General features: G+C 51.8%; 22 protein-coding genes and 3 tRNA genes. 11 read left to right on the forward strand and 14 right to left on the reverse strand.

Going from position 1 to position 22,303, the window contains the following annotated elements; translation table 11 throughout:
• Positions 1 to 60: 60 nt before the first annotated feature.
• Positions 61 to 348 (reverse strand): co-chaperone GroES, encoded by a 288-nt coding sequence (gene groES / locus ACTHRE_RS04900; protein WP_003684150.1) that lies wholly within the window; start codon positions 346 to 348, stop codon positions 61 to 63.
• A 423-nt stretch (positions 349 to 771) separates the two neighbouring features.
• Here groES and ACTHRE_RS04905 point away from each other — a divergent pair, with 423 nt between their 5' ends.
• The 6 genes from ACTHRE_RS04905 to ACTHRE_RS04930 all read left to right on the forward strand — a co-directional run bounded on the left by ACTHRE_RS04905 (position 772) and on the right by ACTHRE_RS04930 (position 7,613).
• A complete protein-coding gene (locus tag ACTHRE_RS04905; RefSeq protein ID WP_070815049.1) occupies positions 772 to 2,817 on the forward strand; it encodes a TonB-dependent siderophore receptor in 2,046 nt (681 codons plus the stop codon).
• Between the two features lie 115 nt (positions 2,818 to 2,932).
• A complete protein-coding gene (locus ACTHRE_RS04910) occupies positions 2,933 to 3,895 on the forward strand; it encodes a siderophore ABC transporter substrate-binding protein (RefSeq protein ID WP_107792237.1) in 963 nt (320 codons plus the stop codon).
• 231 nt (positions 3,896 to 4,126) lie between these two features.
• Positions 4,127 to 5,095 carry an ABC transporter permease gene (locus ACTHRE_RS04915; RefSeq protein ID WP_070584836.1) on the forward strand — a complete coding sequence of 323 codons (969 nt, stop codon included), beginning with the start codon at positions 4,127 to 4,129 and terminating at the stop codon, positions 5,093 to 5,095.
• Entirely contained in the window at positions 5,085 to 6,056 is a 972-nt protein-coding gene (locus ACTHRE_RS04920; RefSeq protein ID WP_004520978.1) for an iron chelate uptake ABC transporter family permease subunit, read from the forward strand. The genes ACTHRE_RS04915 and ACTHRE_RS04920 overlap by 11 nt, the downstream gene beginning before the upstream one ends.
• Before the next feature lie 88 nt (positions 6,057 to 6,144).
• On the forward strand, positions 6,145 to 6,771 hold the full coding sequence (locus ACTHRE_RS04925; protein WP_377073701.1) for an FmdE family protein: 627 nt from the start codon (positions 6,145 to 6,147) through the stop codon (positions 6,769 to 6,771).
• A gap of 83 nt (positions 6,772 to 6,854) precedes the next feature.
• Positions 6,855 to 7,613 (forward strand): iron ABC transporter ATP-binding protein, encoded by a 759-nt coding sequence (locus ACTHRE_RS04930; RefSeq protein WP_377073702.1) that lies wholly within the window; start codon positions 6,855 to 6,857, stop codon positions 7,611 to 7,613.
• Positions 7,614 to 7,681: 68 nt separating this feature from the next.
• Here ACTHRE_RS04930 and ACTHRE_RS04935 read toward each other — a convergent pair whose 3' ends face one another.
• The 4 genes from ACTHRE_RS04935 to ACTHRE_RS04950 form a co-directional block, all read right to left on the reverse strand.
• Entirely contained in the window at positions 7,682 to 8,974 is a 1,293-nt protein-coding gene (locus ACTHRE_RS04935; RefSeq protein WP_377073703.1) for a valine--pyruvate transaminase, read from the reverse strand.
• 140 nt (positions 8,975 to 9,114) lie between these two features.
• Positions 9,115 to 9,273, reverse strand: a complete 159-nt coding sequence (locus ACTHRE_RS04940) for a DUF1328 domain-containing protein (protein ID WP_039862543.1) — start codon at positions 9,271 to 9,273, stop codon at positions 9,115 to 9,117.
• A gap of 72 nt (positions 9,274 to 9,345) precedes the next feature.
• Entirely contained in the window at positions 9,346 to 9,540 is a 195-nt protein-coding gene (locus ACTHRE_RS04945) for a CsbD family protein (protein WP_063068317.1), read from the reverse strand.
• Positions 9,541 to 9,841: 301 nt separating this feature from the next.
• Positions 9,842 to 10,141 (reverse strand): porin, encoded by a 300-nt coding sequence (locus tag ACTHRE_RS04950; RefSeq protein ID WP_377073704.1) that lies wholly within the window; start codon positions 10,139 to 10,141, stop codon positions 9,842 to 9,844.
• Between the two features lie 94 nt (positions 10,142 to 10,235).
• On the opposite strand from ACTHRE_RS04950, the gene ACTHRE_RS04955 reads away from it, so the two are divergent.
• The 4 genes from ACTHRE_RS04955 (at position 10,236) to ACTHRE_RS04970 (ending at position 14,149) form a co-directional block, all read left to right on the forward strand.
• Positions 10,236 to 11,066, forward strand: a complete 831-nt coding sequence (locus ACTHRE_RS04955) for a carbon-nitrogen hydrolase family protein (protein WP_377073705.1) — start codon at positions 10,236 to 10,238, stop codon at positions 11,064 to 11,066.
• 9 nt (positions 11,067 to 11,075) lie between these two features.
• Positions 11,076 to 11,621: a crossover junction endodeoxyribonuclease RuvC gene (ruvC, locus tag ACTHRE_RS04960; protein WP_003684216.1), complete on the forward strand. Its 546-nt coding sequence runs from the start codon at positions 11,076 to 11,078 to the stop codon at positions 11,619 to 11,621.
• A 92-nt stretch (positions 11,622 to 11,713) separates the two neighbouring features.
• A complete protein-coding gene (locus ACTHRE_RS04965) occupies positions 11,714 to 12,583 on the forward strand; it encodes a lipid A biosynthesis lauroyl acyltransferase (RefSeq protein WP_293199225.1) in 870 nt (289 codons plus the stop codon).
• Between the two features lie 771 nt (positions 12,584 to 13,354).
• Positions 13,355 to 14,149 carry a 3'-5' exonuclease gene (locus ACTHRE_RS04970; RefSeq protein ID WP_293199280.1) on the forward strand — a complete coding sequence of 265 codons (795 nt, stop codon included), beginning with the start codon at positions 13,355 to 13,357 and terminating at the stop codon, positions 14,147 to 14,149.
• Between the two features lie 83 nt (positions 14,150 to 14,232).
• On the opposite strand, the gene prmC is transcribed toward ACTHRE_RS04970, so the two are convergent.
• From prmC to ACTHRE_RS05015, 9 genes are all read right to left on the reverse strand, one after another.
• Positions 14,233 to 15,045 (reverse strand): peptide chain release factor N(5)-glutamine methyltransferase, encoded by an 813-nt coding sequence (gene prmC / locus ACTHRE_RS04975; RefSeq protein ID WP_293199222.1) that lies wholly within the window; start codon positions 15,043 to 15,045, stop codon positions 14,233 to 14,235.
• Positions 15,035 to 15,496 carry a hypothetical protein gene (locus ACTHRE_RS04980; RefSeq protein WP_293199219.1) on the reverse strand — a complete coding sequence of 154 codons (462 nt, stop codon included), beginning with the start codon at positions 15,494 to 15,496 and terminating at the stop codon, positions 15,035 to 15,037. Before ACTHRE_RS04980 ends, prmC begins: the two co-directional genes overlap by 11 nt.
• A gap of 53 nt (positions 15,497 to 15,549) precedes the next feature.
• Positions 15,550 to 16,992, reverse strand: a complete 1,443-nt coding sequence (gene tldD, locus ACTHRE_RS04985; protein ID WP_440344856.1) for a metalloprotease TldD — start codon at positions 16,990 to 16,992, stop codon at positions 15,550 to 15,552.
• A gap of 559 nt (positions 16,993 to 17,551) precedes the next feature.
• Complete coding sequence (locus tag ACTHRE_RS04990; RefSeq protein WP_440344855.1) at positions 17,552 to 18,394, reverse strand: cell division protein; 843 nt, start codon at positions 18,392 to 18,394, stop codon at positions 17,552 to 17,554.
• A gap of 15 nt (positions 18,395 to 18,409) precedes the next feature.
• Positions 18,410 to 20,170, reverse strand: coding sequence for a bifunctional biotin--[acetyl-CoA-carboxylase] ligase/type III pantothenate kinase (locus ACTHRE_RS04995; RefSeq protein WP_377073706.1), 1,761 nt, complete (start codon positions 20,168 to 20,170; stop codon positions 18,410 to 18,412).
• Positions 20,167 to 20,673: a D-glycero-beta-D-manno-heptose 1-phosphate adenylyltransferase gene (gene rfaE2 / locus ACTHRE_RS05000; protein WP_141743130.1), complete on the reverse strand. Its 507-nt coding sequence runs from the start codon at positions 20,671 to 20,673 to the stop codon at positions 20,167 to 20,169. Before rfaE2 ends, ACTHRE_RS04995 begins: the two co-directional genes overlap by 4 nt.
• 259 nt (positions 20,674 to 20,932) lie before the next feature.
• Positions 20,933 to 21,008 (reverse strand) — tRNA-His (locus tag ACTHRE_RS05005).
• 9 nt (positions 21,009 to 21,017) lie between these two features.
• A tRNA-Arg gene (locus ACTHRE_RS05010) sits at positions 21,018 to 21,094 on the reverse strand.
• A 27-nt stretch (positions 21,095 to 21,121) separates the two neighbouring features.
• Positions 21,122 to 21,199, reverse strand: a tRNA-Pro gene (locus ACTHRE_RS05015).
• 201 nt (positions 21,200 to 21,400) lie between these two features.
• Here ACTHRE_RS05015 and folD point away from each other — a divergent pair.
• On the forward strand, positions 21,401 to 22,252 hold the full coding sequence (gene folD, locus ACTHRE_RS05020; protein ID WP_049336906.1) for a bifunctional methylenetetrahydrofolate dehydrogenase/methenyltetrahydrofolate cyclohydrolase FolD: 852 nt from the start codon (positions 21,401 to 21,403) through the stop codon (positions 22,250 to 22,252).
• The last annotated feature ends 51 nt before the right edge of the window (positions 22,253 to 22,303 follow it).

The following is a 22,303-nucleotide window of genomic DNA, read 5'->3' on the forward strand; positions in this document are numbered from 1 at the left end:
CCGTCTGAAAACTTCATGTTTGATTCAGACGGCCTTTGGTTCTGAAACTTAATTCAACAATTATTCAACGATACCGAAAATGTCTTCTTCACGCATTACCAACAGCTCTTCGCCGTCGGCTTTTACAGTTTGGCCGCTGTATTTGCCGAAGATCACTTTGTCGCCGACTTTGACATCCAGCGGACGGCGTTCGCCGTCTTTGCCGATTTTGCCCGCACCTACGGCGATCACTTCGCCCATGTCGGGTTTTTCAGCGGCTGCGCCCGGCAAAACGATGCCGGAGGCGGTTTTTTCTTCAGCTTCTAAGCGTTTGACGACTACACGGTCGTGTAAAGGGCGGATGGTCATGTCTTAATGCTCCGATAAATAAATAAATAAATAGATTGAAAACAATTGTCTGTCGGACATGACAGACACGGTTTGCTTGGAAATAGCGACACGCTTATGGAAAGCCTGCCGTAATGGCGGGTAGATTTGGGTTGTTTGCGACAAATTCAAGGGAAAAAGTAAAAAATTCTATGCAGTCTTTCCAAATATTTTCATACGCAAAAATGCCCGATCACTTATTTTTCAGACGGCCTGACATACAAACTGCAAAATTCGTTTAAAAACAACACAATTTCTTTACAAATGCAGCACAACTCTTTACAACTATTCCTTTTTAATGCATTATTATAAATGATGATTATTCTTAATTGCATATTTTAAAGATAATTTCTCTTTATTTGCTTTTATTTTTTATTACTGTCATTTTATTAAGGACATTTCTCAATGAATACGCCCCTGTTCCGACTGAGCCTGCTGTCACTGACACTGGCGGCCGGTTTTGCACACGCAGAAAATGAAGCCAAAGACAACGTTGTGCTTGATACCGTTACCGTTAAAGGTGACCGCCAAGGTAGCAAAATCAAAACCAATATCGTCACTCTTCGTCAAAAAGACGAAAGCACGGCAACCGATTTGCGTGAATTATTAAAAGAAGAACCCGCCATCGACTTCGGTGGCGGCAACGGTTCATCTCAATTCCTGACGCTGCGCGGCATGGGTCAAAACTCGGTGGATATTAAGGTGGACAACGCCTCTTCCGACAGCCAAATGCTGTATCACCAAGGCCGTTTCATCATCGACCCTGCACTGGTTAAAATCGTCTCTGTACAAAAAGGCGCAGGTTCGGCATCTGCCGGTATCGGCGCAACCAACGGTGCGATTATTACCAAAACAGTCGATGCCCAAGACTTGCTCAAAGGTTTGGACAAAAACTGGGGTGTGCGCCTCAACAGCGGCTATGCCAGCAATGACGGCGTAAGCTACGGTGCAAGCGTATTCGGCAAAGCGGGCAACTTTGATGGCTTGTTCTCTTACAGCCGCAACGATGAAAAAGATTATGAACCCGGCAAAGGCTATACACACAGCAACGGCGGCAAAACCGTACCATTCAGCGCGCTGGACAAGCGTAGCTATCTTGCCAAAATCGGCGCAAACTTCGGCGACCACCGCTTAGTGTTAAGCCACATGAATGATCAACACCGAGGCATCCGTACCGTCCGTGAAGAGTTTACCGCCACTAACAACCCGCGTCTGACCTTGGAACGCCAAGCCCCGACCTACCGTGAAACCAGCCTCTCCAACACCAACTTGGCATGGACAGCGAACAACTTGGGCTTTGTCGAAAAACTGGACGCCAACGCCTACCTCATGAAAAATGAACGCTATTCGGCCGATGACAGTAAAAACGGTTATGCAGGCAACCTGCCCGGCCCGAGTACGACCGTTATCGAAACCAAAGGCGCGAATTTCAATCTGGACAGCCGCATTGGCGAAAACACATTGATTAAATACGGCGTCAACTACCGTCATCAAGAAATCAAACCGCCGGTATTCTTCAGCTCAGCCTTGAGCAATCCGAAGAAAAGCGATGCCGGTATTTACGCTGAAGCCATCCACGACATCGGCGACTTTACCCTCACAGGCGGCTTGCGCTACGACCATTTCGATATCAAAACCCATGACGGCAAATCCGTTTCCGACGGCACAGTCAACCCGAGCTTCGGCGTGATTTGGCAGCCACATGAATACTGGAGTTTCAGTGCCAGCCACAACTACGCATCCCGCAGCCCGCGTCTTTACGATGCACTGCGTCAACATGGACGCAAAAATGCCATCACATCGATTGCAGACGGCACTAAAGCCGAACGCGCCCGCAATACTGAAATCGGCTTCAACTACAACAACGGCAGCTTTGCCGCCAACGGTAGCTACTTCTGGCAAAAAATTAAAGATGCCGTCGCAGGTCCGCAGCAACGCCATGATGCTGCTGGCAACCCGATTGCAGGCGTACGCGAAATCGTCAATGCAGGCTACATCAAAAACCAAGGCTACGAACTGGGTGCGTCCTACCGTACAGGCGGCCTGATGGCGAAAGTCGGCGTCAGCCACAGCAAACCGCGCATCTACGACACCCATCCTGAAAACCTGTTAAGTGCCAACCCTGAGTTTGCCGTACAGACCGGCCGTACTTGGACGACTTCCCTCTCCTACCGCTTCCAAAATCCGAATTTGGAAATCGGCTGGCGCGGACGCTACCTGCAAAAAGCCTCCGGCTCTGTGTTGGTACGCGACAAGGGTGAAGTCAAACGCAAAGGCTACGGCGTGAACGATGTATTCGCCAACTGGAAACCTCTGGGCAAAGACACGCTCAATGTCAACTTTGCCGTCAACAACGTGTTTAACAAGTTCTACTATCCGCACAGCCAACGCGGTGAAACCTTGCCGGGTATCGGCCGCGATGTCCGCTTGGGTGTAAACTACCGCTTCTAAGCAATCAGCTTGAAAAAGCCGTCTGAAAACAAAAGTTTTCAGACGGCATCTAGCTTTATAATCCGATACAAGTTATCATTTCGATTTACTTTATTTCCGACTACGGAGAAACCCTATGTTACGTTTGACTGCTTTAGCCGTATGCTGCACCCTCGCTTTGGGTGCGTGTTCACCGAAAGATTCTGCTTCCAATCAGGCGCAAACTGCTTCCGCTTCTGCCGCCCAAACCGAAGGCGCAAGCCTGACGGTGAAAACCACGCGCGGTGAGGCAACAGTGCCGCAAAATCCGGAGCGTATCGCCGTTTACGATTTGGGCATGCTCGACACTTTAAACAAACTGGGCGTGAAAACCGGTTTGTCCGTCGACAAAAACCGCCTGCCCTACTTGGACGAATATTTCAAAACCACGAAACCTGCCGGCACGCAGTTTGAGCCTGACTACGAAGCACTCAACGCTTACAAACCGCAGCTCATCATCATCGGCAGCCGTGCAGCCAAAGCGTTTGACAAGTTGAACGAGATCGCACCGACCATCGAGATGACCGCCGAAACCGCCAATCTGAAAGAAAGCTCAAAAGAGCGCATCGACGCACTGGGTCAAATCTTCGGCAAACAGGCCGAAGCGGACAAGCTGAAAGCGGAAATCGATGCTTCGTTTGAAGCGGCGAAAACTGCTGCGCAAGGCAAAGGCAAGGGTTTGGTGGTATTGGTCAACGGCGGTAAGATGTCGGCTTTCGGCCCTTCCTCACGTTTGGGCGGCTGGTTGCATAAAGACATCGGCGTTCCCGCTGTTGATGAATCGATTAAAGAAGGCAGCCACGGCCAGCCTATCAGCTTTGAATACCTGAAAGAGAAAAACCCTGATTGGCTGTTTGTTTTGGACCGCGGCGCGGCCATCGGTGAAGAAGGTCAGGCTGCGAAAGATGTGTTGAACAATCCACTGGTTGCCGAAACGACCGCCTGGAAAAAAGGCCAAGTCGTGTACCTCGTGCCGGAAACCTATCTGGCGGCCGGCGGCGCGCAAGAATTGCTGAATGCTTCCAAACAGGTAAGCGATGCGTTTAATGCCGCCAAGTAATTCGGCGCGGGCATAGCCGCCCGTTTCTTTCAGACGGCCTGAAGGATTTGATGACTCACATGGTCAAGTTGCTTGATCTGAAGTCATTGGATTTAGGCCGTCTGAAAATACATGGTGCAAATGGACAAGTTTTGCCTGTTTGCATCTGTTTTTATGATGGGCAAACCTGCCTTTTTTGCCAAACACCTTAACCCCTCTTTCAGACGGCCTTATTTTTTTCCGAACCATTTTATGTTTCACAAACCTTCATTTTTAAATGCGATCAACGGTGTGGCGCTGCTGATATTGTTTGTCGTCAGCCTGTCGGTCGGCGTGGCCGAATTCAAATGGTCCGCCCTGTTTTCGCTATCCGACAGCCAGCAAGTCATGTTCATCAGCCGCCTGCCGCGCACGTTTGCGATTGTGCTGACAGGTGCGTCGATGGCGGTAGCCGGCATGATTATGCAGATTTTGATGCGCAATCGTTTTGTCGAACCGTCGATGGTGGGCGCAAGCCAAAGCGCGGCTTTGGGTTTGCTGTTGATGACCCTGCTGCTACCGGCCGCGCCGCTGCTGGCAAAAATGTCGGTTGCCGCCGTTTCCGCACTGATCGGGATGTTGGTCTTTATGCTGCTGATCCGCCGCCTGCCACCGACCGCGCAACTGATGGTGCCTTTGGTCGGGATTATTTTCGGCGGGGTGATTGAGGCGGTGGCCACCTTTATCGCGTATGAAAACGAAATGCTGCAAATGCTCGGCGTGTGGCAACAGGGCGATTTTTCCGGCGTGTTGCTCGGGCGGTATGAGCTGTTGTGGGCAACGGGGATTTTGGCTTTGTTTGCCTATTTGATTGCCGACCAGCTGACAATTTTGGGTTTGGGCGAAACGGTAAGCGTGAACTTGGGGCTGAACCGGACGGCGATTCTGTGGTCGGGGCTGATTATTGTGGCGCTGATTACGTCTTTGGTGGTCGTGACGGTCGGCAATATTCCGTTTATCGGCCTAGTCGTGCCGAACATCATCAGCCGCCTGATGGGCGACAAGCTGCGCCAAAGCCTGCCTGCAGTGGCCTTGCTGGGCGCGTCTTTGGTATTGCTGTGCGATATTGTCGGACGCGTGATTGTGTTTCCGTTTGAAATTCCGGTCTCTACGGTTTTTGGCGTGATGGGGACGGCTTTGTTTTTGTGGCTTTTATTAAGGAAACCTGCTCATGCCGTCTGAAAAAAATATCGGTTTTATGGCAGGAAGCAGCCGTCCGTTGTGGGTCGCCTTTGCACTGTTGCTGGTTTCCTGCGTCCTGTTTATGACGCTCAACGTCAAAGGCGATTGGGACTTTGTCTTGCACCTGCGCCTGACCAAGCTTGCCGCGCTGCTGATGGTCGCCTATGCGGTCGGCGTGTCCACGCAACTCTTCCAAACGCTGACCAACAATCCGATTCTGACCCCTTCGATTTTGGGTTTCGATTCGCTGTATGTGTTTTTGCAGACCTTGCTGGTGTTTACGCTCGGTGGCGTGGGCTATGCTTCCCTGCCGTTGACGGGAAAATTTGGCTTTGAACTGGTCGTCATGATGGGTGGCTCGCTGCTGCTGTTCTACACGCTCATCAAACAGGGCGGACGCGATTTGTCGCGCATGATTTTAATCGGCGTGATTTTCGGGATTTTGTTCCGCAGCCTGTCGTCGCTGCTTTCGCGCATGATTGATCCCGAAGAATTTACCGCGGCGCAGGCGAATATGTTTGCCACCTTCAATACCGTCCACTCGGAATTGTTGGGTATCGGCGCAGTCGTGTTGCTCATCAGCGCCGCCGTGATCTGGCGCGAACGCCACCGCCTCGATGTTTACCTGCTCGGCCGCAATCAAGCCATCAATTTGGGCATCAACTACACGCGCAATACCTTATGGCTGCTGTTGTGGATCGCCGCGCTGGTTGCAACCGCCACCGCCGTTGTCGGCCCGGTAAGCTTTTTCGGCCTGCTGGTTGCCGCGCTGGCCAACCATTTTTCTCCGTCGGTCAAACATTCCGTCCGCCTGCCCATGACTTTTTGTGTCGGCGGCATCCTATTGGTCGGCGGGCAAACCATCTTCGAGCACTTCCTCGGCATGCAGGCTGTATTGAGCGTGGTCGTCGAATTTGCAGGCGGATTGGTATTTTTATATTTGGTGTTGAAAAAGAAATAAATTAAACGTGCCCAACCGCTCGCAAAAATAAATTCAGGCCGTCTGAAACCTTCAGACGGCCTAAGCAAACCCATAAAGGACAACCCTCATGACACAAGAACGCCTCCCTTCATTCTTCGATAATGCCCCGACCATTACCGTCCAAGACGCATTGGCCGACTTCCTCGGCGCAGCCGAAAACGGCATCCTCACTTACCGCTACGCCGATGCCGTGCGCCTGTGCGGCCACTCCTGCCCGACTGTCGCCGGTGCCTACCTGATGGTGGTCAAAGGTCTGAAAGCCCTTTACGGCGCAGAGCTGCCGCAACGTGGCGACATCGAAGCCTTTATGCAGGGCGAGCGTGACGAAGGCACGACCGGCGTTACCGCTTCCGTCGTCCAACTCCTTACCGGCGCGGCACCCGAAACCGGCTTTGGCGGCGTAGGCCCAGCCGGACGCTTTGCCCGCCGCCACCTCTTGTCCTTTGGTGCAGGCGAAATCAACGGCACACTCGCGCTCCGCCGCCGCGATACCGGCAAAACCGTTGCCGTCAGCCTCAACGCCGCGCTTCAACCCTTTGCGCCGCAAATGCGCGACATCATGCCCAAAGCCGTCAGCGGCAGCGCAAGTGCCGACGAACTCAAACAATTCGGCGAGCTTTGGCAAGAACGCGTCCGCGCCTTCCTGATCGACCAAGCCGACAATCCCGAATTTGTCACCGTCAGCGAAATCTAAAAACACCATACAGGAATAAAATTCAGACGGCCTCATGCTGAAAGGCAGTCTGAAACCCCAATTTCCCATTTTCGGACCCGCCTATGATTACCATCCGCAACGTCAGCCACACCATCGGCAGCAACCCCATCCTCAACGACGTCAGCCTCGACATTCCCGAAGGCGGCATTACCGCGCTGATCGGCCCGAACGGCGCAGGCAAGTCCACCCTCCTCTCCTTTATGGCGCGCCTGCAGCCCTTGATATACGGCAACATCAGCTACGCAGGCAAAGACATCAAAACCACCCCCACCGCCGAACTCGCCCGCACGCTTTCCATCCTCACCCAAGAAAACAGCATCATGAGCCGCATTACCGTGCGCGACCTGCTCATGTTCGGCCGCTATCCCTACCACCAAGGCAGGCCGTCTGAAACGGATAAAACCATCGTCGAAGAAGCACTTGCCGAGTTCCACCTGCAAGACTTCGCCGACCGCTACCTGACCGAGCTTTCCGGCGGCCAACGCCAACGCGCCATGATTGCCATGGTGTTCTGCCAGCGCACCGACTACGTTTTGCTGGACGAACCGCTGAACAACCTCGACATGTATCATGCCCGCTCCCTCATGCAGATCCTGCGCCGACTGACCGACGAACACAAACGCACCACCGTCGTCGTCCTGCACGACATCAACCAGGCAGCAGCTTACGCCGATTACGTCGTCGCCATGAAAAACGGCCAAGTCGCTATGCAGGGCAAGCCCAACGATATTTTCACCGCCGAAAACATCAAAACCTTATTCGATATGGACGTCAACGTCCTCGATTACGAAGGCAAAAAACTGGTTATCCACCATATCTAAATCCGACAAAAAGGCCGTCTGAAACCCGATTACCCACGTTTCAGACGGCCTTTACCTATTCACAGCATTTATTTTTTATCGTACAAACCGCGCACCACACGACCGATTGCGGCAATGCCTTTTTCCAGCGTTTCCGCGTCCTGCGCGATGCTCATGCGGATGCACTCGCGGGCGTGCGGGTAATCCTGCGTGTCGATGCCGACGAAGAAATGTTCGCCTGGAATAATCAGCGTGCCTTCGGCTTTGAGCATTTCGTACAGAGTTTGCGACGAAACGGGCAGGTTTTCAAACCAAAGCCACAAGAAAATCGCACCTTCAGGCTTGTGGATTTTCAACGGATACGCGCCCAATTCGCGTTTGAGCAGGGAAACCGCCGTTTGCGCCTGCCGACGGTAAAACGGCTGAATCACTTGGTCGGCCAGCTGTTTCAGACGGCCGTCGTTCAACAGCGGAGCCGCAATCGCCGCGCCAAAACGGGTTGGCGACAGGTTCACAATCGCATTCAAACTGCTGACGGCTTTGACCACTTCCGGCGCAGCGACAATAATGCCGGTACGCACGCCGGGCAGGCCGATTTTAGAAAGGCTGAAGCAGAGGATGATGTTTTCGTGCCAGTTGAGCGTCACATCACTATAAATAATATTCGGGAACGGCATTCCGTAAGCGTTGTCGATAATCAGCGGAATCCCGTGTTCCTGCGCCAATGCGTCCAAACGCGCCATCTCACCGTCGGTCAACACATTGCCGGTCGGGTTGGTCGGGCGCGAACAGCAAATCGCACCGATTTTGCCCTCTTTCAATTCAGTCAGGCTCTCCAGCGCGTCAAAGTCCACGCGGTATTTGAAAAAGCCCGCTTCGCCTTCGTGTTCGACATTTTCGATTTTCGGTTTTACCGAAATAAAATGCTGCCCCTCAACATGCACGTCCGCATAACCGATATATTCAGGCGCCAGCGGCAGCAAAATGGCTTTCTCAGCCGTTTGGCCGTCTGAAAGATTGAATTTGCCGCCGAACAAGTTAAACAAATAGAAAAACGCGTTTTGCGAACCATTGGTCAGCGCGATATTGTCCGCCGTCAGATTCCAGCCGTATTCACGGTTGAGAAACTCAGTCAAAGCCGCAATCAGCGCCGCATCGCCCTGCGGATTGGAATAATTGCCGATATTCTCAACAGCGTGTTCCGCCGCCAACTTGGAAAACACATCGGCGAACACCGCATTGACTTCAGCAATCTTCGCCGGATTGCCGCCGCCAAGCATATTGACGGGCTTGTCACTTTTGAGCGCATCGCCCAAATCGTCCATCAACTGCAAAATACCGCTGTGTTGTGTGAATTTTTCGCCGAATGCTGAAAACTGCATGGAAACTCCGTTGCTGAGTGTGTAAAAAAATAAACCGCTATTATAAGAACAAAGGCCGTATGAAAACCAGTTATCCTGATTTTTCAGACGGCCTATTTGACGGAATGGTGGCTTGATACAACCTTATTGGTCTACAGGTATTATTTCTTCCTGCCAAAAATCAGTGATATCACCGACAAGATCAAGAAACCAGCAAATAAAATTTTGGCTATGCCTGCCGCACTACCTGCAATACCACCGAAACCTAATACAGCTGCAATAATAGCGATGATAAAGAAAACGATCGAATAATGAAGCATCATTTTTTCCTTTCGGTTTAATATAAAAACGGTCGAGGGAGAGACGACCGTTTATGGTGAAATTAAACGGTCTTAGCTGTTCAACCAATCATCAATTTCTTTTTCAGCTTCATCTTTAGTGCGACCGTAACGCTCTTGGAGCTTACCAGCCAACTGATCGCGCTTGCCTTCGATGATTTCTAAATCATCGTTTGTCAACTCGCCCCATTTTTCTTTGGCTTTACCTTTAAGTTGCTCCCATTTTCCTTTGATAATATCTTCATTCATGGTTATACCATCCTATCTTATTGATTAATATTTAACTCACGGATAAAACCGCTTGCATTTAACCTTACTTGATAATTTTTTAATTTGCAAGCAATGCCAATGCTGATTTTTTAATCAGCTACCCAATATCTTATTAATTTCATAAATAATCAATAAGTTATATAAAATTGTTAAATTTTGAAAATATTAAGATATTATTGATTACCGCCTTTTAAGTGTATTCTTTAAATCAATCGACCTCACTATAAAAAACAGGCCGTCTGAAAATCTTTCAGACGGCCTTTACTATCCAATCTTTCCTTTAACGGCCAAAATTCTCGCGGCGTTCGCGCCAGTCTTGACGGATGGAGCCGCTTTTGCCGACCGGAGTATCTTGTTCGACTTCCCAAATAAAATTCGTGCCGCCGCCAATCGGATGCGAGCCGCGCAAACCGATGTGGCTGCCTTGGTCGGCAACGGCGGTTCGGCTGTATGATTGGCCGCCGAAACGGGTTTGCGAGGTTTCGATGCCGCTTTTGATGCTGCCGTAAAGCTGTACGTCAGCATGTGCGGCAAGTGCGGCGGTGGAAAGTGCGGCAGTGAGGAGAAGTTTCAAGTTCATGGTTTATCCTTTTTTGGAGAGGAATTGTGTGACGATTGTATCGGCCTTGTGCGTAAACAAGTTACAATTCTTGCAAAATCTGACAGGAGTTTTGATGATGCGCTCTTTACGCGCCACCGCTGTGCAAATGGTGTCGTCTACCGACCCCGAAACCAATATTGCCACCATGAAACGCCTTGTCCGCGAGGCTGCCGAACAAGGGGCGGATTGGGTGTTGCTGCCCGAATATTGGCCGCTGATGGGCAAAAACGATACGGACAAGCTGGCATTTGCTGAGCCTTTGGACGATGGACGAGTTGTCGAAACCTGCCACACCCGTTTTCAGACGGCCTTAAGCGAAACGGCAAGGGAATGCGGCGTGGTGTTGTTTGGCGGTACAGTTCCGCTTCAAAGTCCAGACGCTGGCAAGGTGATGAATACAATGCTTGTATATGACCGCGACGGCAACCGAATCGGGCTTTACCACAAAATGCACCTTTTCGGCTTTTCCGGTTTGGGCGAACGCTACGCCGAAGCCGATACGATACTGGCAGGCAGCGATGTGCCAAAGTTAAGCGTGGACGATGTTCCGCTGGCGGCCGGCGTCTGCTACGATTTGCGCTTTCCTGAGTTTTTCCGCGCCCAGCAGCCGTTTGATGTTTTGCTGTTGCCTGCCGCGTTTACCTACACGACCGGCACGGCACATTGGGAATTGCTGCTGCGCGCCCGTGCGGTGGAAAACCAATGCTACGTCATTGCGTCGGCACAAGGCGGACTGCATGAAAGCGGCCGCCGCACATTCGGCCACAGTATGATTATTGACCCTTGGGGCGATGTGTTGGCGACGTTGCCGGAAGGCGAAGGCGTGATTTGTGCCGATTTGGATACCGCGCGCCTGCAAAGCGTGCGCACACGCCTGCCTGCCCTGAAACACCGATTACTTTAAACACGCACTATGTCCCAGTTCCAACCCACACGCATTCTCGGCATTGATCCCGGCAGCCGCGTGACCGGCTTCGGCGTGATTGATGTCCACGGCCGCGAGCATCATTATGTTGCTTCCGGCTGTATCAAAACGCCGACCGGCGCGTCGCTTTCCGAACGCATCGCCGTGATTGTCCGCCATATCGACGAAATCATCCGCCACTATCAGCCTCATCAGGCGGCCATCGAGCAAGTGTTCGTCAACGTCAACCCGGCCGCGACTTTGATGCTCGGTCAGGCACGCGGTGCGGCGATTGCCGCTTTAGTCATGCACGATTTGCCCGTATTTGAATACACCGCGCTTCAGGTCAAGCAGGCTGTGGTCGGCAAGGGCAAGGCCGCCAAAGAACAGGTGCAGCATATGGTGGTCCAAATGCTTGCACTTTCAGGCACGCCTCAAGCCGATGCCGCCGACGGACTCGCCGTCGCCCTTACCCACGCCCTGCGCAATCACGGATTGGCTTCGCAACTCAACCCTGACGGCCTACAGGTCAAGCGCGGCCGTTTCCAATGGTAAGCCGACATTCAGGCCGTCTGAAATATGTTCCAGCCCGTTTTCAGACGGCCTTTCGGTTATAATAACCCTTTGCCTACATACAGCGAGCCTTCATGAAAGCCGCCTTCCTTTTTCTCTACCTCATCCGCCTGCTGCCTTTTTGCGTGTTGCACAAGATTGCCGACGCGATCGGTATTCTTGCCTATTACGCAGTCAAACCGCGCCGCAAAGTCGGCGAGGTCAACCTCAAAAAATGCTTTCCCGAGCTAAACGACAGCCAGCGCACCGTCCTGCTCAAACGCCATTTCCAACACATGGCGAAGCTGATGCTCGAATACGGCCTCTACTGGTACGCGCCTGCGGATAAGCTGCGTTCGTTGGTACGCTATCAAGACAAACACCATCTTGACGAAGCCCTCGCCGCCGACGAAAAAGTCATCATCCTCTATCCGCACTTTACCGCATTTGAAATGGCGGTTTACACGCTCAATCAGGATGTGCCGCTGACCAGCATGTATTCGCACCAAAAAAACAAAGCCCTGGACGAGCAAATCCTGAAAGGCCGCCACCGCTACAACAATGTTTTCCTGATCGGCCGCACAGAAGGCCTGCGCGCCATCATCAAACACCTGCGCAAAAGCGATGCGCCCTTTCTTTATCTGCCCGACCAAGACTTCGGCCGCAACGATTCCATTTTCGTCAATTTCTTCGGCATTCGGACGGCCACGATTACCGGCCTCAGCCGTATCGCCGGCATGACCAAAGCCAAAATCATTCCCGCTATCCCTACGCGTGAAGCCGACAATACCGTAACCCTGCGCTTCTATCCGGCTTGGGACAATTTCCCGAGCGAAAATGTCGAAGCCGATACCCAGCGCATGAACGATTTCATCGAAGAGCGGGTACGCGAGCATCCCGAACAATATTTCTGGCTGCACAAACGCTTCAAAACCCGTCCCGAAGGCGAAAACAGCTTTTATTGACTACATTAAATTACAATTTGAATATGCAAAAAGCGGCGAAATCCTTCTTTCGCCGCTTTTTCATTTTAATTGAATCAAACCGAAACTCATGTTTAACTTCAAACAATCAAATAATATTCCGCTTTAAATGCTTTAAAAACAACTTTTTTCATCGTGATTAAAACTTTCAAACAACCCTATATTTTTTCTCAAATGAAAAACATCAGGCCCAATACACTCTTTTCATTTACATATTAAATTTAATTTCTTTTAAAAACAACATATTGCAAAATAGTTCATCTAAAAAAATACATTTTAATCATTCAAAATATGAAATAAAATTAAATTAAAATTTAAAAAAATAAAATAAATATCTAACTTTTGAACAATTATGAAATATAATTGCAAAAATATGACAATACCTGAAATTTATACCAAAACAAGCCTTCAGAAAAAAATACTTGGCAAACTGTAAAAATTCGCGTAAATTTCACTACATCAAATTACAAAACGTTCAGACGGCCTTCGCCGGTTTTAGATCTTTTGTAAGCAGTTTTCTGATATTGCAAGAAATTGCGGTATTTTAGAGGATTTCGGTGCAATGCCCGAAATGAAAGTTTACCGATGCAGAGTTGAGCTGCATCTGTAAAGCCGCAGGTGAAAGCCTGTATTGTTTGTGAAGCGTAAATCTCTGATTTGAGGTATTGGGGCAATCCTGTGGGGGATTGCCTCTTTTTTTATCTGCGCCGTCATGCCACAATGACATCATCCCTTATCCAACCCGATCACGCCATGACTCCGATACTCGCCTTCGACATCGAAACCATCCCCGACGTAAACGGCATCCGTCAGCTTTACGATTTACCTGCCGATTTGCCCGACAACGAAGTCGTCCTGTTTGCCCAACAGCAACGCCGCGCCAAAACCGGCAGCGACTTTATGCAACACCATCTGCACCAAGTTGTTGCCATCTCCTGCTGTATGCGCTGGGGTCAGGACAAAATCCGCGTCAGCACCATCGGCGATCCCGAAGACAGCGAAGAAGTCATGATTGCCAAGTTCTTCGAGGTCATCGAAAACTATACGCCGCAACTCGTCAGCTGGAACGGCGGCGGTTTCGATCTGCCCGTCCTCCACTACCGCGCCCTGATACACGGCATCAGCGCCGCCCGCTATTGGGACATGGGCGACGGCGACTTTGGCGACAGCCGCGACTTTAAGTGGAACAACTACATCAGCCGCTACCACACCCGCCATTGCGACCTGATGGATTTGCTCGCCCTCTACCAACCGCGTGCCAGCGTGCCTTTGGACGATATGGCTAAACTCTGCGGCTTTCCAGGCAAATTGGGCATGGACGGCAGCAAGGTTTGGGACGCTTATCATGCAGGCCGTCTGAAAGACATCCGCGACTATTGCGAAACCGATGCCGCCAATACCTACCTGATGTACATGCGCTTTCGCATGATGAGCGGCGCGCTCGATGCCGACGAATACGAAGTCGAAATCAAACGCATCAAATATTATCTGGCCGCGCAAGCCGAAGAAAAACAACACTGGGCGGAGTTCGTCGCTGCTTGGCGTTAAACCAGGCCGTCTGAACAGATAAACCAGAAAACCAAAAGGGCGTGATTGACACGCCCTTTTTTAATTCCGACAAACCATGCCCATTAAGCAGGCAAACGCCCCAGCGTTACCCTGTCCAATCCAGCCAAATCCTGTTCGGTTGCCACTTCGGCAAAACCGTTCTCCAGCATAATATTCCGCACTGCTTCGCCTTGGTCATAGCCATGTTCAAACAGCAGCCAGCCGTTGGCTTTCAGGTATTTGGGGGCTTCTTGGGTAATGTGGCGGATATGGCTGAGGCCGTCTGAAAAGTCAGTCAGCGCGTTTTGCGGTTCAAACCTCAAATCGCCTTGAGACAAATGTTCATCGCCGTCCTCGATATACGGCGGATTGGAAACAATCACATCGTATCGGCCTTCAGACGGCCTGTCGGTATCAAACCACGAACCCTGCGCAAACTCCACTTTTGCGCCCAATTCGGCCACATTTTGACGGGCAGTATCCAAAGCACCGACGCTGATGTCAGATGCACGAACATCGGCATCACCGCGTTCAAGCGCGACGGTCACGGCAATGGCGCCGCTGCCCGTTCCCAAATCCCACACGCGGCCTTGCGGCGGCAAGCGTTTGAGTACGGCTTCCACCAAATGCTCGGTTTCAGGGCGTGGAATCAGCACATGGGGATTGACGGCAAAGCGTCGTCCGTAAAACTCGCGTTCTCCCAACAGATAGGCTATCGGCTCGCCTTTCAGACGGCGTTGTACCAAAGCCTCCAAGGTTTGCAGGGCAGAGTCTGCCAAATCGTCCGTACCGCGTGTAACCAGCTGCGCGCGCGTGTAACCCAGCGCATATTGCAACAACATCCGCGCTTCATTTTTGGGCAGTGCCGATTGGCGCAACCATTCATCAAGCGTCATTTTTCGTCCCATCTGCCAGCGTTGTGGCTTTTCTTTCCTTATTCTTTCCGGCAAACGTACCGATGGTGGCAACCGCAAATGCGGCATACCACAAATAAAATCCGGCGCCGTAGCGCACGATATCCGCTGTATTCCCTGCTTCATCGACGTGTACGGCTTTCACACTGAAAGCCACCAGCGCCAAGCCCCAAAGTGCCGCATGGACAGGCACGACCTTCTTCCGCAACGCCAGCAACACAATGGCCGCCAACCAAACATAATTCGCATAGGCCGCACAATATCTGATATCCAAAGAAGCAAATATCGACCCCAAAATCAAAACGGTCACACCCTTCATGCTTTCATGATTGCCCAAATAAAATGCAACATTGGACAAAGACACTATCCACAGGGCAACCGACACCAGCAACATCACTATGGGAAAACTTGATTTCCGATTCTGTTCCTGCATGGTTTTATCCTAATGCAAAAGGCCGTCTGAAAACTTTTCAGACGGCCTGCCGTTTAAATTTCGCTACCGCCGACGGTCAGTCCGGCATCAATCCTCAGAGTCGGTTGTCCGACGCCGACCGGAACGCTCTGCCCTTCTTTGCCGCAGACGCCGATGCCGCTGTCGAGCGCAGTGTCGTTGCCTATCATGGAAACATGTTTCAACACTTCGGGGCCGTTGCCGATAATAGTCGCGCCTTTGACAGGGTATTGCAACTTGCCGCCTTCCACCCACCACGCTTCGGATGCGCTGAACACGAACTTGCCGCTGGTAATGTCCACCTGTCCGCCGCCGAAGTTGACGGCGTAAATGCCCTTGTCAATGGACGCGATGATTTCTTCCGGTTCATAGCCGCCGTTTTCCATAAAGGTATTGGTCATGCGCGGCATAGGCGCAGAAGCATAACTTTCGCGACGGCCGTTGCCGGTCGATTGCGTACCCATCAGGCGGGCGTTGGTTTCGTCCTGCATATAGCCGACCAAAATACCGTCTTCAATCAATACGGTGCGGCGGGTTTCGTTGCCTTCGTCGTCGATATTGAGCGAACCGCGTCTGTCGGCAATATCGCCTTGATCCACAACGGTCACGCCTTTGGCAGCCACGCGCTCGCCGATACGGCCGGAGAAAACGCTGGTTTCTTTGCGGTTGAAATCGCCTTCCAAACCATGTCCGACCGCTTCGTGCAGCAACACGCCCGGCCAGCCGTTGCCCAAAACGACGGTCATCTCGCCGGCAGGCGCAGGACGGGATTCAAGATTAATCAGGGCTTGTTTGACGGCGGCATCGACAAACCGATGCACCAAGTTTTCATCGAAATACGCCAAATCATAACGTCCGCCGCCGCCCGCACTGCCCTGCTCACGACGCTCACCCTGCTTGGCAATGACGGTTACGTTCATGCGTACCATCGGGCGGATGTCGGCAGCATGTTTACCGTCCAGACGGGCGATGTACACCATGTCGTATTCGCAGGTCAAACCGGCCATCACTTGCACGATACGCGGATCGGCAGCTTTGGCCAGCGTTTCGACTTTGTTCAACAGCGCGACTTTGGCAGCGGAATCAAGACTGGCAATAGGGTCAATCGCCATATGGACAGGCTTGCCGTAGGCAGGTGTCGGCACTTTGACGCTGGTCTCGCCACCGGCCGCACCGATCACGCGCACGGCTTTGGCAGAGCGGTTGATCGAATCGATACACAGGCTGTCGGCGTAGGCAAAAGCAGTTTTATCGCCCGAAACGGCACGCACACCCACGCCCTGATCGATTTGGAAGCTACCCGATTTGACGATGCCTTCTTCCAAATGCCAACTTTCATAGGCAGTACGCTGACAATAGATGTCGGCATAATCGACATGGTTGGCGCCGATAATGCTCAGGCTTTGGGCGAGCAAATCGGGGGAAAGATGGTTGGCTTCGAGCAAATCTCGCTGTACTGCGGCATAGGTTTGTTGCATAATTTTTCAGACGGCCCGACAAGCAGGCAAAGTTAATTTGGCCTTGATTATACGGTATTTTATATGGCTTTGGATATGTTGATTGCTTGGGTTTATGAGTGATTGAAACAAATCAAAAGGCCGTCTGAAATATAGGGTTGAAATGTTTGCCTTGCCCTAGTTCAACCGGCCTGTTTGTTTGACGTTCAGACGACCTTTTCAATCACGGCAAAGACGATACTAAAACTTAATTTCCATACAAAACAATCTATTACAGAAAAATCCCTTATTTTTTCAATTTTGCTATTGATAATAGTTATTATTAGCGTATAATCAAAACCACTCGGAAGACGTCCTAATCCGAGCCATTAAACGACAGATTTTATCCCCCTCTTCCCCATTATCTCTTGATACTCGGAGTGCGCATATACGAAACATACCTGTTCCCCTTTATATCAGATACTCAAAACCGAAAAACATGAAACCCACTGCCGATACAGTGGGTTTCATGTTTTGTGGCGTTCGGTTTATCAGGCTTTGCCGACTGCTGATCAGGCCGTCTGAAACCGAATAGAGCTGATTATCGGCAGGTTTTCATGTTCAACTTGCCATAACGGCCGACAATGTTTCTGATGTCTTGGGCATCGCGCTCATCGACCGCCATAAAGACCACGGTCATGCGCGCCACGCTCAAACCGGTATCGGGTGTGCTTCTGTCTTCCTGCTCGACAATGCGCGCGCCGCCGAAACCTGCGCTGGACAAGCGTGAAATCAAAACTTGGGCGGAAGAACGGCTGCGTGTTACGTCAATGCTGATTTCGCCGTTGTGAATGCTGCCGCTAAAGCCGCGACTGCCCAAGGCATCAAGCTGGGCGGAAGTGTCGCCGTCGGCAGGCAAGACCACGCGGAAAGTTTTGGAAGAAGTCTCGCCACCAGATGCGCCGTTGCGTTTTTCGATACTGCGGCTAGCCGCATGAGGCCATTTGCCCAACAGGCCTTTGATGCGGTGGTAATCGTCTTCATCCATCACTACGGTGGCGCTGCTGGTACACAAGCGTTCCACGCCGGCTGCGTCCATCTCTTCTTCGGCGGCGCGGCGTTCTTGCGCTTCTTTCTCGCGGCGCATTTTTTCTTTTTTCTCTTTCAACTGCTGCGCTTCTTGCTTTTTACGCAAGGCTTCTGCTTCTTCGGATTCAGGTTCTGCCATAATCAGGCCGTCTGATTCATCCGCCACCCAATCGGGTTGCGATGCCTGCTGAGGCTCGGCTTTAGGCGCGTCCAAAGAAGACGGGCGCAATAATTCGTGCGTACCGCCTTCCAAAGCAGATTCGGGTTTGGCGGTTTTATGTTGTGTCCGATAGGCAACCATGCTGCCAAAAACAATGATGTTGAGTGCGACCAAGACCGCAAACAGCCATTTCATGATGCGTTTTCCTTTTTATTGTCCGTTGCGATGGGCAATCCAATGCAATAGCCCGTGAATCACGAGATTATCGACGATTTTCACTTGATTGTCATGAACGAATGACTCCGGCAGCGCCTGCACGACTCTGGCCGCGCCGCCGCCGGTGATAATGATATCGACTGGTTTGCCCTCACCCGTTTTGTCTTTCAGACGGCCATGCATCATCATCAACGCGCCGCAAACGGCATCCATCATGCCGCTGGCAATGGCGTTCGGCGTTGTGGTTGGGAACGGATATACCTTGCCGATGGGGCGGTTGAGGTTGGCGGTTTTGAGCGCCATCGCCTCTTTCATTAAGTGGAAACCAGGCATGATGGTGCCGCCGAGATAATGATTGTCTTCCGTCAGCGCGTCGGTGGTTACGGCGGTGCCGCAGCTGACGACGACGCAGGCGTTTTGCGTAAAGCGGCGGCTGCCCAGCGCATTAAACCAACGGTCGGAGCCATGTTCTTCAGGGCGGCGGTAATGGTTGCGGATACCCAAAGCCTGTGGCATGGAAGACAGCCATTCGACCGGACGGGTTAATTGTTCTTCCACCATCGCTTTTTTTACCGAACCGCACACGGCGCAACCGACAATCTTCACATCGTCATCGGCAAATTGCAGCCATTCTTCACCCAGCTGGGTCAAATCACGATACGGCGCGCGGCCGACTTCGGAAAATGTACCGTTCTCTACCCACGCCCATTTCAACTGACTGTTGCCGCCGTCCAGCAGCAAAAAGCGTTCTGGCTTGGCGGCGGCAGGTTGTGCCGGACGATTATCCGGACGCAAGCTGATCTCGCCGCTGACAATGGTTTTTTCGCCCTTGTCCGTCAACAAACGCAACGCGCCTTGCGCATCCACGCCTTTGACCACGCCTTCGTGTACAACGCGTCCTTCCTGAAGCAGCAACACCGGCCTGTCCGTGTCGCGGTTGGCGACATTGTATTCGCCGACGCATGACGCGAATCCGTTTTGCGCGTATTCGTTCAACAGCGCATCAAGTTGCACCAATACCGCATTCAATAAAGTTTTGGCGCTTACACCATGCTTAGAGGCCGTCTGAAACAAGGCCTGCACGGAAGTGGCGTTTTCAACTTCTTTCGGCAATACAAAATTAATGCCAATGCCAATGACGGCGACAGTCTTATTCTCTACCCGCGCCGTTTCAATCAAAATACCGGCCAATTTATCGTTGGCCACGACCAAATCGTTCGGCCACTTGATATTTACGTCCAAACCGATATCGGCAAGCGCGCGTCGGCAAGCCAATGCCACCACCAACGCCAGCGAACCCAGCTCATACTGCGGCTTGTCAAATGCCCAGCCCAAGCTGAACATCAGGCATTCGCCCTGTCGGTTGACCCAGCTTCGCCCTTGCCGTCCGCGGCCCTTGGTTTGGAAATGCGCCACACACAAGGCCTTATGCGCCAAATCTGCCGACTGGCGCGCCAATGCCATGATTTCGTCATTGCTGGACGAACATTCGTGTTTCAACTGCGCACGAAAACCCTGTTTCCCAGCCATTTGTTGCAGAGATTCTTCGGCAAACACAGCCAAAGGGCGCACCAAGCGCCATTGCCCGTCGTGCTGGCGCAGCAAACCGCGGATATGGCCCGGCATCTGCTGCCAGAATCCGTTTAATTGTTGCGGCTTCATACCGACCACTCGCGCCAACTGAGAAACGTGTTGCGGCAGGCCGTCTGAAAGCGCGGCGAGCAAAGCCCAATGGCGGCTGTTCAAATCCGTCATTCGCCTCCTCCGGCTTCGCGGATTTTCGCCAACGTTTTGGTGGTCGAAGTCTGGTGTAAAAACGGAATCGAAAATACTTTGCCACCACGCGCAAACGTCTCGGCCGCACCGACAATCTTATCCACAGACCAATCGCCACCTTTAATCAACACATCGGGTTTGACCATTTCAATCAGCGCGGCCGGCGTATCGTCATCAAACCATGTGACCAAATCCACACTCTCCAATGCCGCTGCCACTGCCGCGCGGTTTTCCAAAGGATTAATCGGACGGTCGTCACCTTTGCCCTGACGGCGCACCGAAGCATCGGTATTCAACGCCAATACCAAAGCCGCACCGGCCGATCGCGCCTGCGCCAGATACGTTACATGGCCCCGGTGGAGAATATCGAAACAGCCGTTGGTAAACACCAGCGGACGGGGCAATGCCGCCAAACGCTCCGCCAGCTTTTCAGGCGGACAGATTTTGGATTCAAATTCTGGAGCTGACCATTCGGACATGATGCGGTTCCTTTGGGAATGAAACAGAAAATAATCGGGGTATTATAAAGGATAACGGCGAAACGCCATAAAAAGATACCGAACGGTATAATATTCGGGCTTGACTGCGTATTCATTGATATTTGATAACACAGCAAACGCCATTTTTGCCGATGCCATGATGAAACGGTTTGATAAATACTTTTTTGAAACCCAATTAAATCTGAAGTAAAATTCGGGTATAAACGGAAAAAAGCCTGCATACAATATGCAGGCTTTCATCTGGGGTGGCTGATGGGGCTCGAACCCACGACAACTGGAATCACAATCCAGGGCTCTACCAACTGAGCTACAGCCACCGTAAAAATTGGCACGCCCGACAGGAATCGAACCTGTAACCCCCGACTTAGAAGGTCGGTGCTCTATCCGGTTGAGCTACGGGCGCTCATGCCGATTCGTGCGAAGAATTTTGTGGTCGGGGCGGTGGGATTCGAACTCACGACCCTCTGCTCCCAAAGCAGATGCGCTAACCGGGCTGCGCTACGCCCCGACTGAAGACCTGAACTATACAGACCCTTTTTAACCCGGTCAACACCTACTTTGCTTTATTTTTTCATTTTTTGATTATCTTATTATTTTTAATCGTTATTTATTTTTATGCTTCACAATCAGGGCTACTCTTTTGTGTCAGGCCGTCTGAAAAATGCGATAATTTAAACGCAATATTTATCCCTATTGAGGAGGAAAAATCATGGCTGCACAACTTATAGACGGAAAAAAAATCTCCCAGCAACGCATCGAGGCGGTCGCGCAGGCGGTAAAAGCGCGTCAGGAAAAAGGTTTGCACACGCCTTGCTTGGCGGTGGTATTGGTTGGCGACGACCCTGCCAGCGCGGTTTATGTACGCAATAAAAAACTGGCCTGCCAAAAAAGCGGCATCGAATCGCGCTCTTATGAGCTGCCGTCTGAAACCACGCAAGACGATTTGCTGAAACTGGTGGACGAATTGAACGGCGACCCTGCCGTCGACGGTATTTTGGTGCAACTGCCGCTACCGGCACACATCGACAGCCAAGCGGTTTTGGAACGTATCGAGCCGCATAAAGATGTGGACGGCTTCCACCCTTACAACGTCGGCCGCCTAGTCGTCAAAATGCCGCTGATGCGCCCGTGCACACCCAAAGGCGTGATGACTTTGTTGGAAGCCTACGGTATCGACCCGAAAGGCAAAAAAGCCGTCGTCGTCGGCGCATCCAATATTGTCGGCCGTCCGCAGGCGTTGGAATTGCTGCTGTCCCGCGCGACGGTAACCATCTGCCACAGCGCTACGCAAAACCTTGCCGATGAAGTTGCCGCCGCAGATATTTTGGTGGTCGGCGTAGGCATTCCGAATTTCGTTAAAGGCGAATGGGTCAAACCCGGCGCAGTCGTTATCGATGTGGGCATCAACCGCTTGGACGACGGCAGCCTGTGCGGCGATGTGGAGTTTGATGTCGCCAAAGAACGCGCATCCATGATTACGCCCGTTCCCGGCGGCGTCGGCCCGATGACGATTGCCACTTTGTTGGAAAACACGGTACACGCGGCCTCATTGCACGATTAATCTCTGTCATTAAGTTAGGCCGTCGGAACATGGTTTTTCAGACGGCCTGAC

Origin of the sequence: Neisseria sp. P0001.S007, assembly GCF_051963655.1 — a bacterium.
In the GTDB taxonomy this organism is placed as follows: Bacteria; Pseudomonadota; Gammaproteobacteria; order Burkholderiales; family Neisseriaceae; genus Neisseria; species Neisseria subflava_A.

Coding starts and splice junctions, on each gene's coding strand:
- ACTHRE_RS04955 (WP_377073705.1), top strand. CDS start 10,236: ATGATGCGCTCTTTACGCGCCACCGCTGTGCAAATGGTGTCGTCTACC.
- ACTHRE_RS04950 (WP_377073704.1), bottom strand. CDS start 10,141: ATGAACTTGAAACTTCTCCTCACTGCCGCACTTTCCACCGCCGCACTT.
- ACTHRE_RS04965 (WP_293199225.1), top strand. CDS start 11,714: ATGAAAGCCGCCTTCCTTTTTCTCTACCTCATCCGCCTGCTGCCTTTT.
- ACTHRE_RS04935 (WP_377073703.1), bottom strand. CDS start 8,974: ATGCAGTTTTCAGCATTCGGCGAAAAATTCACACAACACAGCGGTATT.
- folD (WP_049336906.1), top strand. CDS start 21,401: ATGGCTGCACAACTTATAGACGGAAAAAAAATCTCCCAGCAACGCATC.
- ACTHRE_RS04905 (WP_070815049.1), top strand. CDS start 772: ATGAATACGCCCCTGTTCCGACTGAGCCTGCTGTCACTGACACTGGCG.
- ACTHRE_RS04910 (WP_107792237.1), top strand. CDS start 2,933: ATGTTACGTTTGACTGCTTTAGCCGTATGCTGCACCCTCGCTTTGGGT.
- ACTHRE_RS04930 (WP_377073702.1), top strand. CDS start 6,855: ATGATTACCATCCGCAACGTCAGCCACACCATCGGCAGCAACCCCATC.
- tldD (WP_440344856.1), bottom strand. CDS start 16,992: ATGCAACAAACCTATGCCGCAGTACAGCGAGATTTGCTCGAAGCCAAC.
- ACTHRE_RS04915 (WP_070584836.1), top strand. CDS start 4,127: ATGTTTCACAAACCTTCATTTTTAAATGCGATCAACGGTGTGGCGCTG.
- ACTHRE_RS04980 (WP_293199219.1), bottom strand. CDS start 15,496: ATGCAGGAACAGAATCGGAAATCAAGTTTTCCCATAGTGATGTTGCTG.
- ACTHRE_RS04990 (WP_440344855.1), bottom strand. CDS start 18,394: ATGAAATGGCTGTTTGCGGTCTTGGTCGCACTCAACATCATTGTTTTT.
- ACTHRE_RS04995 (WP_377073706.1), bottom strand. CDS start 20,170: ATGACGGATTTGAACAGCCGCCATTGGGCTTTGCTCGCCGCGCTTTCA.
- prmC (WP_293199222.1), bottom strand. CDS start 15,045: ATGACGCTTGATGAATGGTTGCGCCAATCGGCACTGCCCAAAAATGAA.
- groES (WP_003684150.1), bottom strand. CDS start 348: ATGACCATCCGCCCTTTACACGACCGTGTAGTCGTCAAACGCTTAGAA.
- ACTHRE_RS04940 (WP_039862543.1), bottom strand. CDS start 9,273: ATGCTTCATTATTCGATCGTTTTCTTTATCATCGCTATTATTGCAGCT.
- ACTHRE_RS04945 (WP_063068317.1), bottom strand. CDS start 9,540: ATGAATGAAGATATTATCAAAGGAAAATGGGAGCAACTTAAAGGTAAA.
- ACTHRE_RS04920 (WP_004520978.1), top strand. CDS start 5,085: ATGCCGTCTGAAAAAAATATCGGTTTTATGGCAGGAAGCAGCCGTCCG.
- ACTHRE_RS04925 (WP_377073701.1), top strand. CDS start 6,145: ATGACACAAGAACGCCTCCCTTCATTCTTCGATAATGCCCCGACCATT.
- ruvC (WP_003684216.1), top strand. CDS start 11,076: ATGTCCCAGTTCCAACCCACACGCATTCTCGGCATTGATCCCGGCAGC.
- ACTHRE_RS04970 (WP_293199280.1), top strand. CDS start 13,355: ATGACTCCGATACTCGCCTTCGACATCGAAACCATCCCCGACGTAAAC.